Source organism: Thiocystis violascens DSM 198 (assembly GCF_000227745.2).
Taxonomy (GTDB): domain Bacteria; phylum Pseudomonadota; class Gammaproteobacteria; order Chromatiales; family Chromatiaceae; genus Chromatium; species Chromatium violascens.
In genome coordinates this window covers 797,642-812,590 of sequence record NC_018012.1, presented here as the reverse complement: position 1 = coordinate 812,590, position 14,949 = coordinate 797,642, and the positions used below count along the sequence as shown (strand labels likewise).

9 protein-coding genes and 1 tRNA gene are annotated in these 14,949 nt (G+C 63.8%); 9 read left to right on the top strand and 1 reads right to left on the bottom strand.

Features of this window, described 5'->3' with window-relative positions:
• The first annotated feature begins 35 nt into the window (after positions 1-35).
• From alaS to THIVI_RS03590, 9 genes are all read left to right on the top strand, one after another.
• Positions 36-2,642, top strand: a complete 2,607-nt coding sequence (gene alaS, locus THIVI_RS03630; RefSeq protein ID WP_014777288.1) for an alanine--tRNA ligase — start codon at positions 36-38, stop codon at positions 2,640-2,642.
• Between the two features lie 57 nt (positions 2,643-2,699).
• Positions 2,700-3,929 (top strand): aspartate kinase, encoded by a 1,230-nt coding sequence (locus tag THIVI_RS03625; protein WP_014777287.1) that lies wholly within the window; start codon positions 2,700-2,702, stop codon positions 3,927-3,929.
• A 263-nt stretch (positions 3,930-4,192) separates the two neighbouring features.
• A complete protein-coding gene (gene csrA, locus THIVI_RS23335; protein WP_014777286.1) occupies positions 4,193-4,411 on the top strand; it encodes a carbon storage regulator CsrA in 219 nt (72 codons plus the stop codon).
• Between the two features lie 148 nt (positions 4,412-4,559).
• Positions 4,560-4,651, top strand: a tRNA-Ser gene (locus THIVI_RS03615).
• A 279-nt stretch (positions 4,652-4,930) separates the two neighbouring features.
• Complete coding sequence (locus THIVI_RS03610; RefSeq protein WP_014777285.1) at positions 4,931-8,293, top strand: GH36-type glycosyl hydrolase domain-containing protein; 3,363 nt, start codon at positions 4,931-4,933, stop codon at positions 8,291-8,293.
• Positions 8,294-8,534: 241 nt separating this feature from the next.
• The gene (locus tag THIVI_RS03605) at positions 8,535-9,458 is read left to right on the top strand and encodes a D-hexose-6-phosphate mutarotase (RefSeq protein WP_014777284.1); all 924 of its coding nucleotides are present in this window, start codon (positions 8,535-8,537) and stop codon (positions 9,456-9,458) included.
• On the top strand, positions 9,455-12,316 hold the full coding sequence (gene glnE / locus THIVI_RS03600; RefSeq protein WP_014777283.1) for a bifunctional [glutamate--ammonia ligase]-adenylyl-L-tyrosine phosphorylase/[glutamate--ammonia-ligase] adenylyltransferase: 2,862 nt from the start codon (positions 9,455-9,457) through the stop codon (positions 12,314-12,316). The genes THIVI_RS03605 and glnE overlap by 4 nt, the downstream gene beginning before the upstream one ends.
• Before the next feature lie 29 nt (positions 12,317-12,345).
• Positions 12,346-13,269, top strand: coding sequence for a branched-chain amino acid transaminase (locus tag THIVI_RS03595; RefSeq protein WP_014777282.1), 924 nt, complete (start codon positions 12,346-12,348; stop codon positions 13,267-13,269).
• A 71-nt stretch (positions 13,270-13,340) separates the two neighbouring features.
• Complete coding sequence (locus THIVI_RS03590; RefSeq protein WP_014777281.1) at positions 13,341-13,538, top strand: zinc-finger domain-containing protein; 198 nt, start codon at positions 13,341-13,343, stop codon at positions 13,536-13,538.
• Positions 13,539-13,612: 74 nt separating this feature from the next.
• On the opposite strand, the gene THIVI_RS03585 is transcribed toward THIVI_RS03590, so the two are convergent.
• Complete coding sequence (locus THIVI_RS03585; RefSeq protein WP_014777280.1) at positions 13,613-14,881, bottom strand: MgtC/SapB family protein; 1,269 nt, start codon at positions 14,879-14,881, stop codon at positions 13,613-13,615.
• Between the last annotated feature and the right edge of the window lie 68 nt (positions 14,882-14,949).

Below are 14,949 nucleotides of genomic sequence, written 5' to 3'. Positions count from 1 at the left end.
CGGACCCTCGCAAGCGGTCCATTCGAGACTTCCCCATGATGACCAGTGCAGAGCTTCGAGCGAGCTTCCTTGACTATTTCGCGCAGCGCCAGCATGAGCGGGTGGCGTCCAGCCCCCTGGTGCCCGCCAACGATCCGACCCTGCTGTTTACCAACGCAGGGATGGTCCAGTTCAAGGAGGTGTTTTTAGGTCGCGAACGGCGTGCCTACCAGCGGGCCGTCAGTTCCCAGCGTTGCGTGCGCGCCGGCGGCAAGCATAACGATCTGGAGAACGTCGGCTACACCGCCCGGCATCACACCTTTTTCGAGATGCTCGGGAACTTCAGCTTCGGCGATTATTTTAAGCGCGAGGCCATCGGGTTCGCCTGGGACTACCTGACCCGCGAACTGGCCCTGCCGCCCGAGAAGCTTTGGATCACGGTCTTTACGGAGGATGACGAGGCGGCGGCGATCTGGCTGAACGAGATCGGCATCGATCCCGCGCGCTTTTCGCGCTGCGGCGCCAAGGATAATTTCTGGTCGATGGGCGAGACCGGCCCCTGCGGCCCCTGCTCGGAGATCTTCTACGATCACGGCCCCGAAATTCCCGGCGGACCGCCCGGCTCCCCGGACGCCGAGGGCGACCGCTATGTCGAGATCTGGAATCTGGTCTTCATGCAGTTCAACCGGGATGCCGACGGCAACCTGACCCCGCTGCCGCGCCCCTCGGTCGACACCGGCATGGGACTGGAACGCCTCGCGGCGGTGATGCAGGGAGTCCACAGCAATTACGATATCGACCTCTTCCGGCGTCTGATCGATGCGGCGGCCCAGGTCACCGGCTGCGCCGACCGCGCGGACAAGTCGCTGCGGGTGATCGCCGATCACATCCGCTCGGCGGCCTTTTTGATCGTCGATGGCGTGACCCCCGGCAACGAAGGACGCGGCTATGTGCTGCGGCGCATCATGCGGCGGGCCATCCGGCATGGCTACCGGCTGGGCTGCGCCGAGCCTTTCTTTCATCGTCTGGTGACCCCGCTGGTCACGGAGATGGGCGCCGCCTATCCCGAACTCCTGACCAGTCAGGCGCAGGTGGAACGCATCGTCCTGCTTGAAGAAGAACGCTTCGCCGAGACCCTGGAGCATGGCATGCGCATCCTGGACGAGGCGATTGCCGGACTCGCGGACGACCGCATCCCCGGCGAGACCGTGTTCAAGCTCTACGACACCTTCGGTTTTCCGACCGACCTCACGGCGGACATCGCGCGCGAGCGCGGCCTGAGCCTGGACATGGACGGTTTCGACGCGGCGATGGGTCAGCAGAAAGAGCGCGCCCGTGCCGCAAGTCAATTCGGCGCTACGCAGACGCTGGACATCCAGATCCAGGGCGAGACCGATTTCTGCGGCTACGAACGGCTCCGCGAAGAGGCGACAGTGGTCGCCCTATACTGCAACGGGGTCTCCCGCGACACCCTGGACGCCGACGAGGAGGGGTTGGCGATCCTGGATCTCACGCCCTTTTATGGCGAGTCCGGCGGACAGATCGGCGACCGTGGCTGGCTGACCGCGGAGACCGGCCGGTTCGAGGTGCTCGACACCCAAAAGAAAGGCGAGGGGGTCGTGATCCACATCGGGCGCGTCACCGAGGGTCAATTGGCCGTCGGCGACCGGATCGATGCGCGCGTGGACGCGGAACGGCGTTCGGCGATCGCACTGAACCATTCGGCGACCCATCTCCTGCATGCCGCCTTGCGTCAAGTCCTCGGCGAGCATGTCCAGCAGAAGGGCTCGCTGGTGGGACCGGAGCGTCTGCGGTTCGATTTTTCGCATTTCGAGCCGGTCACGCGCGAGCAGTTGCTGACCATCGAACGTCTGGTCAATCGCGAGGTCCGCGCCAATCATCTGGTCGAAACCCGGATCATGAATCTGGAGGACGCCAAGGCGTCCGGGGCCGTCGCGCTCTTCGGCGAAAAGTATTCCGAGCAGGTGCGCGTGCTGCGCATGGGCGACTTCTCCACCGAACTCTGCGGCGGCACCCACGTCAAGGCGGTCGGCGACATCGGTCTGGTCAAGATTCTTGCCGAGGGCGGGATCGCCTCCGGCGTGCGCCGCATCGAGGCCGCCACGGGCGCCGTCGCGCTGGACTCGGTCGAGGCCGACGAGGATCGTCTGTTGCGCCTCGCCGGACTGCTCAAGGGTGGACGCGAGGACGTCGACGAGCGCGTCATGCAATTGATGGAGCGCGCGCGACGGCTCGAAAAGGAACTGGAACAGATAAAATCCAAGCTCGCCAGTTCCGCCGGTCAGGATCTCGCCTCGCAGGCGGTCCTGGTGGAAGGCGTCAAGGTGCTCGCCGCCCGGCTCGATGGCGCCGATCCCAAGAGTCTGCGGACCACGCTCGATCAGATCAAGGACAAACTCGGGTCCGCCGTGGTCGTTTTGGCCACGGAGTCGGACGGCAAGGTCAGTCTGGTGGCCGGGGTCACCAAGGATCTGACCGATCGGCTCAAGGCCGGCGAGCTCATCGGACTGGTCGCCGGGAAGGTCGGCGGCAAGGGTGGCGGGCGGCCGGATATGGCGCAGGCTGGCGGGAACGATCCCGCGGGTCTGCCCGCCGCTCTGGAATTGGTGGATGGCTGGGTGAGAAGCCGGCTGGCCGGATGAAGCCGCCTGCGGGGCAACATTGAACTCTCTGAAAGACAGACGGATTAGGACGCATCGATGGCGCTGATAGTGCAAAAATACGGTGGAACCTCGGTGGGGAGCGTCGAACGCATCCACCGGGTTGCCGACCGGGTAAAACGTTGGACCGACCAGGGGCATCGGGTCGTGGTCGTGCTCTCGGCCATGTCGGGCGAGACCGACCGCCTGATCGGGCTGGCCAAGCAGATCCAGGAACGCCCGGAACCGCGCGAACTCGACGTGCTGCTGTCCACCGGCGAACAGGTCACCATCGCCCTGTTGAGCATGGCGCTCGCCGCGAAGGGCTGTCCGGCCCGCTCCTATACCGGCGGCCAGGTGCATATCCTGACCGACAGCGCCCATAACAAGGCGCGCATCCGCGACATCGACGCGGCGCGCGTGCGGGCGGATCTGGACGCCGGGCGCGTGGTCGTGATCGCCGGTTTTCAGGGCATCGACGAACACGGCGATATCACCACCCTGGGGCGGGGCGGTTCGGACACCTCGGCGGTCGCCATCGCCGCCGCGCTCACGGCCGACGAATGCCAGATCTATACCGATGTCGACGGGGTCTATACGACGGACCCGCGCGTCGAACCCAAGGCCCGCAAACTCGACCGCATCACCTTCGAGGAGATGCTGGAAATGGCCAGCCTGGGTTCCAAGGTTCTGCAAATCCGCTCGGTCGAGTTCGCCGGCAAATACCGGGTTCCCTTGCGCGTGCTCTCCAGTTTCGACGAGGGCGAGGGCACCCTGATCACCTTCGAGGAAGATATTGTGGAAGACGCCAAGATTTCCGGAATCGCCTTCAGTCGCGACGAGGCCAAGCTGACCGTGCTCGGCGTGCCGGATCAGCCCGGCGTGGCGCACCGGATTCTGGGACCGATCGCGGACGCCAACATCGAAGTCGACATGATCATCCAGAACATCGCCGACCAGGCGGCCACGACGGACTTTACTTTTACTGTCCATCGCAACGACTATGCGCGGGCGCTGGAAATCCTCCAGGGCATGGCCCAGGCTTTGGGAGCCCGTCAGGTGCTGGGCGACGCACGGATCGTCAAGATCTCGTTGGTCGGTGTCGGGATGCGCAGCCATGCCGGAATCGCCAGCCAGATGTTCGCCAGTCTGGCCGGGGAGGGGATCAATATCCGCATGATCTCGACTTCCGAGATCAAGATTTCGGTCGTGGTGGATGAAAAATATCTGGAACTCGGCGTTCGGACGCTTCACGAAGCTTTTGGGCTGGATCGCGATCCGACACTCTGAGTCATCGGGAGCGACAGTGGACCGTCGGTCGGAAAATCGTCCCGCGATGACCTTGCAAGTGATCGAATTGCCTAAATGTCATTGAAGGAGCGAAAAAAGCTATGGCGAAGCCAAGGCAATTGCTAGAATTGCATTATAAGGCCATGTATTAACACCTGGTCTGGAGGTGATTAAACTCACCGGAAAGCGGCGCTGCGGCAGGTCTGGCTTCCGGGACGAGGATCATCGAGTCGGAACTCAAGGAAAAAAGGGAGGCATTAACAATGTTAATCTTGACTCGCCGAGTAGGCGAAACCCTCATGATTGGCGATGAAGTCACCGTCACGGTGCTTGGCGTCAAGGGCAATCAGGTTCGTATCGGCGTCAACGCGCCCCGTGAAGTATCCGTTCATCGTGAAGAAATTTACGAGAGGATCAAGAGGGAGCAGGCAGATGTCGGGCAAGGCGTCATCCCAATGGAGCATGCCGGGCAACTCGATTGACTGGAAATATACGGCCGGGCATGTTAGAGTGCTCGGCCTTATCGAGACGAATCTCAAGTGGTTTGTTTGCAGTGTTCGGTCGCCAGACTGCCAATTTAGATTCAGCTATGATTTACCTGATCGCCAAGCGTCAGGTGCGCCGTTTACCGGAGAGATGGCCGAGCGGCTGAAGGCGCTCCCCTGCTAAGGGAGTATAGGCTTTAAAACCTATCGAGGGTTCGAATCCCTCTCTCTCCGCCAAAACAAAAAAACCTCGTTAAATCAAAAGTTTAACGGGGTTTTTGTTTGCCTGGACGCTTGGCTGGATCTGGAAAAAACGGTCGTTTGCGTCGGCGCGGTATTGCGTCATTACTGACACTTCAGTGCCTAATCTCTTGCTTGGAGCCGTATACTTGGGAAACCCCATTGCGCGTGCGGCAGTTCGTCGTCATCGGAATCCGCGGGCGAATCAACCGCACCGCATCAAGCATGACCGATCACGCTCCTCACGCGCCCCATCACGCGCAACGAGCCCATTCCATGGATACCCAAGACTTCGCCGCTCCAGACGCACCGGCGGCCAACCCGTATTCTCTGACCAACGGACGCTACCGGGTTAAGATCTCGGACACGGGCGCCAGCCAATCCTGCTATGACTGGATGGCGCTGACCCGCTGGCGAGACGATCCGGTCCAGGACGATCTTGGCGCCATCCTCTATCTGCGGGATCTGGATTCGGGCGAATTCTGGTCGCTGGGCTATCAGCCCACACGCACGCCCACCGCGCACTATCGGACCGAATGCGTCGACGCTTGCTTCCGGCTGGAGCGGGAGAATTTCGGCATCGCCGCGCGACTGGAACTGACGGTCGACCCGGACGCCGATCGCGAGCGCCGCAAGCTGAGTCTCGCCAACCGCTCGGCGCAACCGCGCCGCATCGAGATCACTAGCTATCTGGAGGTGGTTCTCTTCCACCCGGACGCCGATACCGCTCATCCGGCCTTCGCCAAGCTGTTCGTCCAGACCGAACGCGATCCAGCGACCGGTGCGCTCCTAGCGCGCCGCCGTCCGCGGGCGAACGACGAGTCCTGGCCCTGGCTGGCGCATGCGCTGATCGGCGCCGAGTCGCTTCAATGGGAAACCGACCGCATGGCCTTTCTGGACCGTGGCCGCACCGCCGCTTCTCCGCGCGCGCTGGTCGGGGGCGAGCCGCTGTCGGGAACCCTGGGCAATGTGCTCGACCCGGTTCTCGCACTGCGCACGGTCATCGCGTTGGCGCCCGGCGCGCACGCGGATCTAACCTTTCTCACCGGCGCGGCCCTGGACCGGACAGCGGCGCTAACGCTGGTGACGGACGGGACGGATAAGGCGCGGACGGCCCATCCCGCAGCCAGCGGGCTTGGGCTCGGCGCAATACACGTGGCCACTCCGGCGAGTACGGACAGCGGCTCGGAGGAGCTGCGTTTCTTCAACGGTCACGGCGGTTTCTCCTCGGATGGCCGGGAATACGTCATCCTGCTGCCCTGGGAGGGCGATGGGCTCAAGCGCCCGCCGCTGCCTTGGATCAACGTCATCGCCAATCCCCGTTTTGGCGTCCTGGCGAGCGAGACCGGGGCCGGCTATACCTGGTCGCGCAACAGTCAGGCCAATCGGCTGACCCCATGGTCCAACGATCCGGTCAGCGATCCGCACGGCGAGGCGCTCTATCTGCGTGACGAGTCGAGCGGAGCCGTCTGGTCGCCGCTGCCGGGGCCATGCCCGGCGCCGGTCGACTATCGGGCGTGTCATGGTTTGGGCTATTCCAGCTTCCGCTGCGAGCAGGCCGGGCTGATTCAGGAGACGACGCTCTTTGTCCCTCGCGAGGATCCGGTACGGATTCTGCGCCTCTGTCTCACGAATCGCGGAACCGAACCGCACGCGCTCTCTGTCTTCAGCTATCAACGGTTGGTCATGGCCAACCAGCCCCAGGCCGAAAGCGCCATCGTCACGGCCTACGACGACAGGCTGGACATCTTGACCGCCACCAATCCGCAGGCAGGCGACTTCGCCGGCGGCATCGTCTTCGCGAACGCGCGGGTCTTTGGCATCGAGGTCGAGGATCACGCCTACAGCGCCGACCGGTTGGCCTTCATCGGTCGTCATCGCGACCCATCCGCCCCCGCCGCGCTGGAACCGGGCGTGCGTCTGAACGGTCGCGTCGGTGACGGGCTGGATCCCTGTTTCGCCCATCAAGTCAGAATCACGCTCGCCCCCGGCGAATCGGCGATTTGTGTCTTCCTGCTCGGCGAGGTCATGGACGCGACCGAGTTGACGGCCCTGATCGGACGCTACCCCGATCTTGACGCCATCGACGCCGCCCTGGAGGATGCCCGCGCCTTCTGGACCGATCTGGTCAGCCGCGTGCAGGTGGAAACCCCCGAACCCGCCATCGATCTGATGCTCAACGGCTGGCTGACCTACCAGAATTTGGGCTGCCGGATCTGGGCGCGTTCCGCCTTCTATCAGTCTGGCGGGGCCTTCGGGTATCGCGACCAGCTTCAGGACGCCGCCGCGCTCGTCGCCATCCGCCCCGATCTGACCCGCGCACAGATCCTGCTGCATGCCGCGCATCAGTTCCAGGAAGGCGACGTGCTGCATTGGTGGCACCCGGAACCCTTGGAGCGAGGACTGCGCACGCGCTTTTCCGACGATCTGCTGTGGCTGCCGTTCGTCGCTGCGCACTACATCCGCGTGACCGGCGACGCCGCTATTCTGGACGAGAACATCCCCTTCATCGTCGCCGACCTCCTGGAACCCGGCGAGGACGAGCGGTATCTCCAGCCGCATCCGAGTGGCGAGAACGGCGATCTCTATGAACACTGCCGGCGGGCGCTCGATCGTTCGCTGACCGCGGGCGCGCACGGTCTGCCGCTCATGGGCACCGGCGACTGGAACGACGGCATGAACCGGGTCGGACGGGAAGGGCAGGGCGAAAGCGTCTGGATGGGCTTTTTCCTCTACCGTATCCTCGGCGATTTTCTGCCGCTCAGCGAGGCGCGCGGCGACCGGACCAGCGCCGAGCGTTATCGCTCCTATCGCGCGGATCTGGAGCAGGCTTTGGAATCCAGCGGCTGGGATGGCGACTGGTACCGCCGCGCCTATTATGACGATGGCACCCCGCTGGGATCGGCCCAGGATGCCGAATGCCGGATCGATGCGCTCGCCCAATCCTGGTCCGCGATCTCGGGCGCCGTCCCGCTCGCGCGGGCCGAACAGGCGATGGACGCGCTGGAGGCGCATCTGATCGACGAAGCGAACGGACTCATCCGGTTGCTCGCGCCACCCTTCGCCGGGACGCCGAAAGATCCCGGTTACATCAAGGGCTATGTTGCTGGCGTGCGCGAGAACGGCGGTCAATACACCCACGCCGCCTGTTGGGCGGTGATGGCGATGGCGGGACTCGGTCGACGCGAGCGCGCGGCGCGGCTGCTGGCGATGTTGAGCCCGGTGAGCCACACGTCGACGCCGGAGACAGTCGCGCGCTATCGGCTCGAACCCTACGCGGTCGCCGCCGACATTTACGGCACGCAGCCCCATGTCGGGCGCGGCGGTTGGAGTTGGTACACCGGTTCCGCCGGCTGGTGGTCTCGGGTTGCCCTGGAATCGGTGTTAGGGATTGAGATCGAGGGCGGGCGCACGCTGGTCGTTCGTCCCTGTATCCCGTCCGACTGGCCGGGTTATCGAGTCGTTTACCGTCTGCCGGACGGGGTGACGGAGTGCGAGATCCAGGTCGACAATGGCGGCCTGGGCGGGGTGATCGAGGTTTGGCTTGACGGCGTCGCGCTCGCGCTCGACGCGGGCGCGGCGCGGGTCAATCTGCCCTCGGGGGCAGGTCGGTATCGCGTCCAGGTAAGGCTTGGTTGAATCAGTTAGGATTGAACCCGCTAAACCGCGTCCAGAGCGATATGCGTAATTTTCATTTTGTGTCTGGCCTTTGGGGTTTGCGCGGCATCCGTGGAGACGCGGTTTAAAATTTTATATTTTTCATGTTTTTAAACCGCGCCAGCTCCGACAGTTGTGGATGCTGCCATGATTGATCCAATCCAAAAACATCGCATACCGTGCTGGGCGCGGTTTAACCATAAAAACGAACAGAGGACATTGCATGGATATCGCCGCACTGAATGCCGAATTCGCCATTCCCGACCACCTGCGTTTCACCGAGGGGCCAGGCGGTCTGGCCATGATCGAGATCGCGAACGCTCTCGCCACGGCCACGATCTCGCCCTATGCCGGTCAGGTGCTGGCCTATCGTCCCGCTGCCGCGCCCGATGATCTGCTGTTCGTCAGCGAGCGTGCCTATTACGCGCCGGGCAAGGCGATCAAGGGCGGTATCCCGATCTGCTGGCCCTGGTTCGGGCCGGATCCGGAGGACAAGGGGCGGGGAGGGCATGGATTTGTGCGGGCCTGGCCCTGGGAAGTCCGCGCGTGCAAAGCTCAACCCGACGGCTCCACGCTGGTCAAGCTGGGTTTAGCTGACGATGCGTCCACCCGCGCGATCTGGCCGCACTTTTTCAATCTCAGGCTGGAGGTCGTCGTCGGCGCGACCCTGTCCGTGTCGCTGATCACCCGCAATGCCGGCGATGCGCCAATCCGCATCACCCAGGGGCTGCATACCTATTTCAAGGTCGGCGACGCCACCCGGACGCGGGTCGAGGGACTCGACGGTTGTCGCTACATCGACAAGGCCGCTGGGGCGGGCGATGCGGTGGTTGTCCAGGAGGGACCGGTGACGGTGTCCGGCGAGGTCAATCGGATCTACGAGCAGGTTCCGGCTAGTCTGAGCATCGAGGATCCGGTGCTGAATCGTCGCATCCGCATCGACGCCCAGCACAGCCGCACCTGCGTGGTCTGGAATCCCTGGGTCGAGACGGCGCACGCCATGGATGACCTGGACGACTTGGACTATCTGCGCTTCCTCTGTGTCGAAACGGTCAATACCGCTTCCGAGGTGATCGAGATCCCGCCGCAGGGCGAGTCTCGGATAACCGCCGAGTATCGGATCGAATCCTTGACGCCGACCTCATGAGCGACGGGGGGCATTCCAATCCCGCGACCGAGTCCCATTGGCTGGACTGGCTCGGTTGGGCGAGCGAGCAGGGCGTCGCCGTTCCGGATGACGCCGCCTTCGCGGAGGCCCGCGCGCGGGTCTGGGAGGCGAGCGAATTTTTCGCGACCGCCACCGCGCGTCACCCGGGCGACTTCGCGGAGTTGATCGCGAGCGGCGATCTGGAGCGCGCCTATGGCGAAGGCGTGTTGGCGCAGCGGCTGGAGGCGGCCCTGGCCGGGGTCGCCGACGAGCTGGCGTTGCAGAAGTCGCTACGGCTGTTTCGACGCCGCGAGATGATGCGCATCGTCTGGCGCGATCTGGCGGGTTTTGCGCCACTCTCGGAGACGCTGGAGGATCTCTCCGAACTGGCGGATGCCTGCATCCGGCAGGCGCTGGACCGGCTGTCTGACTGGACCCACGCCGAATTCGGCACCCCCCGCGATTCGGCTGGCCGTCCGCTACGCCTGGTCGTTCTGGCCATGGGCAAGCTCGGGGCGCGCGAACTCAATCTGAGTTCGGATATCGACCTGATCTTCGCCTTTCCGCAGGGCGGGGAGGTGACGGACGGACCGCGTCGCCTGAGTCATGAACAATTTTTCGTGCGTCTCGCGCAACGTCTGGTCCAGGCATTGGCCACTCAGACCGTCGACGGGTTCGTGTTCCGGGTCGATACCCGGCTGCGGCCCTTTGGCGAGGTCGGCCCGCTGGCCATGAGCTTTCAGGCCATGGAGGATTATTATCAGTCGCAGGCGCGCGAGTGGGAACGCTACGCCATGATCAAGGCCCGTCCGGTCGCGGGCGATCCCGCCGACCGCGATCAACTCATGCTCATGCTGCGGCCCTTCGTCTACCGGCGTTATCTGGATTTCGGCGCCTTCGAGTCACTGCGCGATCTCAAGCGGATGATCGCCAAGGAACTCTACCGACGCGGCATGGAGGCCAACATCAAGCTCGGCCCCGGCGGCATCCGCGAGATCGAGTTCATCGGTCAGGCGTTCCAGTTGGTCCGCGGCGGGCGCGATCCCGACTTGCAGGTGCGACCGATTCGCCAGGTTCTCGCCTGTCTGGCGGACAAACGCTTGATGCCCGCGGACGCCATCGCTCAACTCGACGCGGCCTATGTCTTTCTGCGTCTGGTCGAGAACCGACTCCAGGCGTATCGCGACCAACAGACCCACAAGCTCCCGGAAGACGCCGCCGGTCAATGGCGTCTGGCGCGTTCCATGGGATTCGCCGACTGGCCGTCCTTTGCGCCGGTGCTGGAGGCGCATCGTCGCCTGGTCCAACAGCAGTTCGATCATGTCTTCGCCGCGCCCGACACCCACGAGGAACCGGGCGAGTCTAGCCTGAACGGTCTCTGGACGGGAACCCACGAAGCGTTGCATGACCTGGAGCTTCTGGAGCAGGCCGGCTTTGCAGATCCCGCGGCCGCCCGCATCCGGATCGAACAGTTTCGCGAAAATACCGCCCGCAAGGGTCTCAGCAGCCGGGGCCGCGACCGTCTGGCGCAACTGATGCCGATGGTGCTGCGGGTCATCGCCGCCAGCGAGCAGCCGGATCTGGTGCTGGAGCGGGTGTTGCGCGTGCTGGAATCCGTCGCGCGGCGAACCGCCTATCTCGCCATGCTGATCGAGTCTCCGGACATCCTGGCCCAACTCGCCCGGCTGTCCGGCATGAGCCCCTGGTTCACCGACCAGATCGGCCGTCATCCGCTTCTGCTTGACGAGATGATCGACCCGCGCCGGCTCTATGCCCCGCTACGCCGCGAGGATCTGGAGTCCGAACTCGACGCCCTGCTGGAGCATCTGGACGCCGACGATCTGGAGCAGCAGATGGAACGGCTGCATCAGTTCGCCCAGGGCAACATGCTGCGGGTCGCCGCGGCGGATCTCACCGAGGCCATCCCGCTGATGGTGGTCAGCGATTATCTGACCGAGATCGCGGAGGTGGCGGTCGCGCGCGTGCTGCGGCTGGCGTTCGCGCATCTGGTTTGCCAGCATGGACATCCGACATCGATCCTGGGCGAGGACAGCGGTTTTCTGGTGCTTGGCTACGGCAAACTGGGCGGGATCGAATTGGGGTACGGCTCGGATCTGGATCTGGTGTTTCTCCATGGCACCGAGCGGGTCAGCGCCATGACCGACGGCAAGAAGTCGATCAGCAACGAGCAGTTTTACGCCCGGCTCGGACAGCGCATGATTCATATGATGACGACGCGAACCGCTTCGGGCGCGCTCTACGAGATCGACATGCGACTCCGGCCGGACGGCAACAAGGGCATGCTGGCGCGTTCGATCAACTCATTCGCCGCTTATCAGGAGAGCGATGCCTGGACCTGGGAGCATCAGGCCCTGGTGCGCGCCCGTCCGGTGGCGGGCGACCGGCGGCTGGCCGAGCGTTTCGGCGCGGTGCGACGGGCGATTCTCTGTCGCGAGCGCAATCCCGAGACACTGCGCGACGAGGTGCGAACGATGCGCGAGAAGATGCGCGCCAATCTCGACAAGTCGCGCGATGAGCGTTTCGATCTCAAGCAGGGTTCGGGCGGTATTGCGGATATCGAGTTTATGGTTCAATACGCAGTCCTGCGTTGGGCGGCGGCGCATCCCGAACTGGCCGATTGGACCGACAATATCCGGCTGCTGGAGACCCTGACGCGGCTCGGCCTGTTGCCCGGACACGCGGCCGAGAACCTCACCGACGCCTACAAAGCACTGCGCGCGGTCTATCATCGCAGCGCGCTTCAGCAGCAGCCGAAGACCGTTCCCTTGGATCGACTTCAGGCCGAGCGCACGCGGGTGCGGGAATGGTGGCGTGTGTTGATGGAGAGCGGCGAGTGATCAATGAATTAAACGAGCGGAGTTGAAACATGTCGACGATGGCGGACCGTGACGGTCTGATCTGGCTGGATGGCGAAATGGTGCCCTGGCGTGAAGCCAAGACCCACGTTCTGACCCATACCCTGCATTATGGCATGGGCGTTTTCGAGGGCGTCCGGGCCTACAAGACCGCGCAAGGCGCGGCGATCTTCCGGCTGGCGGAGCACACCGATCGCCTGTTCAACTCCGCCCATATCCTGGGGATGCCGATGCCCTGGGATCGCGCGAACCTGAACCGGGCGCAACGCGACGTGGTGCGCGAGAACCATCTGGACTCCGGTTATATCCGCCCCATGTGCTTCTACGGCTCCGAGGGCATGGGCCTGCGCGCGGATAATCTCCAGGTCCACTGCATGGTCGCCGCCTGGCCCTGGGGCGCCTATCTGGGCGAGGACAACATGCGCAACGGCATCCGCATCAAGGTCTCGTCCTTCACCCGTCATCATGTGAACACCACCATGTGTCGAGCCAAGGCCAACGGCAACTACATGAACTCCATGATGGCGCTGCAGGAAGCCCTGCGCGACGGCTACGATGAAGCGTTGCTGCTCGATGCCTCCGGTTTCGTGATGGAAGGCAGCGGCGAGAACGTCTTCATCGTGCGCGACGGCATCCTCTACACGCCCGATCTGACCTCCGCCCTGGACGGCATCACCCGCCGCACGGTCATGACCCTGTGCGACGAACTCGATCTTCGGGTGGTGGAAAAGCGCATCACCCGCGATGAGGTCTATATCGCCGACGAAGCCTTTTTCACCGGCACCGCCGCCGAGGTCACGCCGATCCGCGAGGTGGACGGTCGCGCCATTGGAGCCGGAACCCGCGGTCCCATCACCGAACGTCTGCAAACGCTCTATTTCGATCAGGTCCACGGACGCCGCGACCGGCATCCGGAGTGGCTGACGCTGGTCTGAAACCCGCGTCCAGCCGGCCTCGACCGCCGCCTGGACGCGCCGAGATACACTCGATGACGGAGAGCCAACCCATGTCCCAGACCGCTACCGCGAGCCAGCCAGTACAACAGGCCATTCAGGTCGGCCGCAAGGATCTGCCCCTGTCCTGTCCGCCGCCGGACGCCCCCGTCTGGAACCTGCATCCACGGGTCTATCTGCCCATTGAGGACGACCCCAACGGAGAGGCCGTCTGCCCCTATTGCGGTGCGCGGTATGTCCTGATGGATTGAGCCTGGATGTGTTCCTGTCGGCGGTTTGGAACGAAGAGGATAGAAAATCCGTAGCCACCCTCCGATCAGATCGATCAGGCGCGCCAGATCCACAGCCAGGCCGTCAACAAGCCTAACGCGGCACTGCCCAGCAGCGGCAGTCCGACACGTAGCCGGATGGCAGATCCGCCGATGACCGCCGCCATGCAGCCCTTGGCCAAACTGTTGACCGACGCCGCGATGACGACCCCCATCGCGGCCACGGATAACGCCAGGTCGTTTCCGCTCATGCGCGCCAGCGAGAGCGTGATGGCATCGACGTCCGTGACGCCCGAGGCGGCGGCAAGCGCCAGAATGCCGGCCTCTCCGAACCAGTGATTCAGCGCTTTTCCAAAGAACATGATCAGCCCCAGCAAGAGTCCGAACACCAGCGCGGTTTTGATCTCCAGCGGGTTTTTCAGCGGGGATGTCACATTGGCCGCGACGCTCGCGGTCGAGCGCCAGAACCACGCGGCGGGACCAAAAACGCAGAGCGCCATCGCTCCCGTCGGCACCAGCAGGAGCTTGAACAACGCGGGATTGAGCAGGCTCGCGACCAGCAGCATGCGCGGAAACATGGTGCCGCAAGCCAGCAGAATCCCCATCGATAAGAGCGGCGCCGATGACTCCGCGTGGCGCGACAGACGCGCGAAATGCAGGGTGAGGGCAGTCGAGGAAGCCAATCCGCCAAACAGTCCGGTCAGGATCATGCCGCGCCGCATGCCGGCGATCCTGACGGCGAAATAACCGACGAACGACAGCCCCGCGATCAGCACCACCATCCACCAGATGGCGTAAGGATTGAGCGCCTGCCAGGGGCCATAGCCCTGATTGGGCAGAATCGGCAGAATGACCACCGACATGAGCAGCAGCTTGATGGTTGCGCGCAACTCCTGGCCGCCCAGGGCGTTGAGCCAGCCGTGAAGGATCGGCTTGGCGCTGAGAATCAGTGTGGTGACCACGGCGGATGCGGCGGCGACAGACACCTCGCCAATGGCCGCCAAGGCGCCATAGACGAAGGTCAGGAGCATGGCGATGAGGCTGGTGATACCCGCGTCATTGTCCTGACGCAGGGTTTCGGCATACGCCGTGGTCGCCAGCGCCGTCAGTCCGAGAAAGACCAAGCCAAGGAATAACGGCCCCAGAGAGTCGGCGAGCAGTGCGGACGCGCCGCCCAGCAATCCGACCAGGCCATGGGTACGAAAGCCGGCGACCCGCTTTCCCTCTTCCGCGTTGCGTTCCTGCCAGCCGCGTTCGGCGCCGATCAGGAGCCCGATGGCGAGAGCGACGCTCAGGTAATAAAAGGTCTGTTGCTCATCGCTCATCGGTTAGGTGTAGTGCTGTCGCGGGTCGTTGGCCTACTGCCATTCAGTTAACCCTTAACTTAATGGGG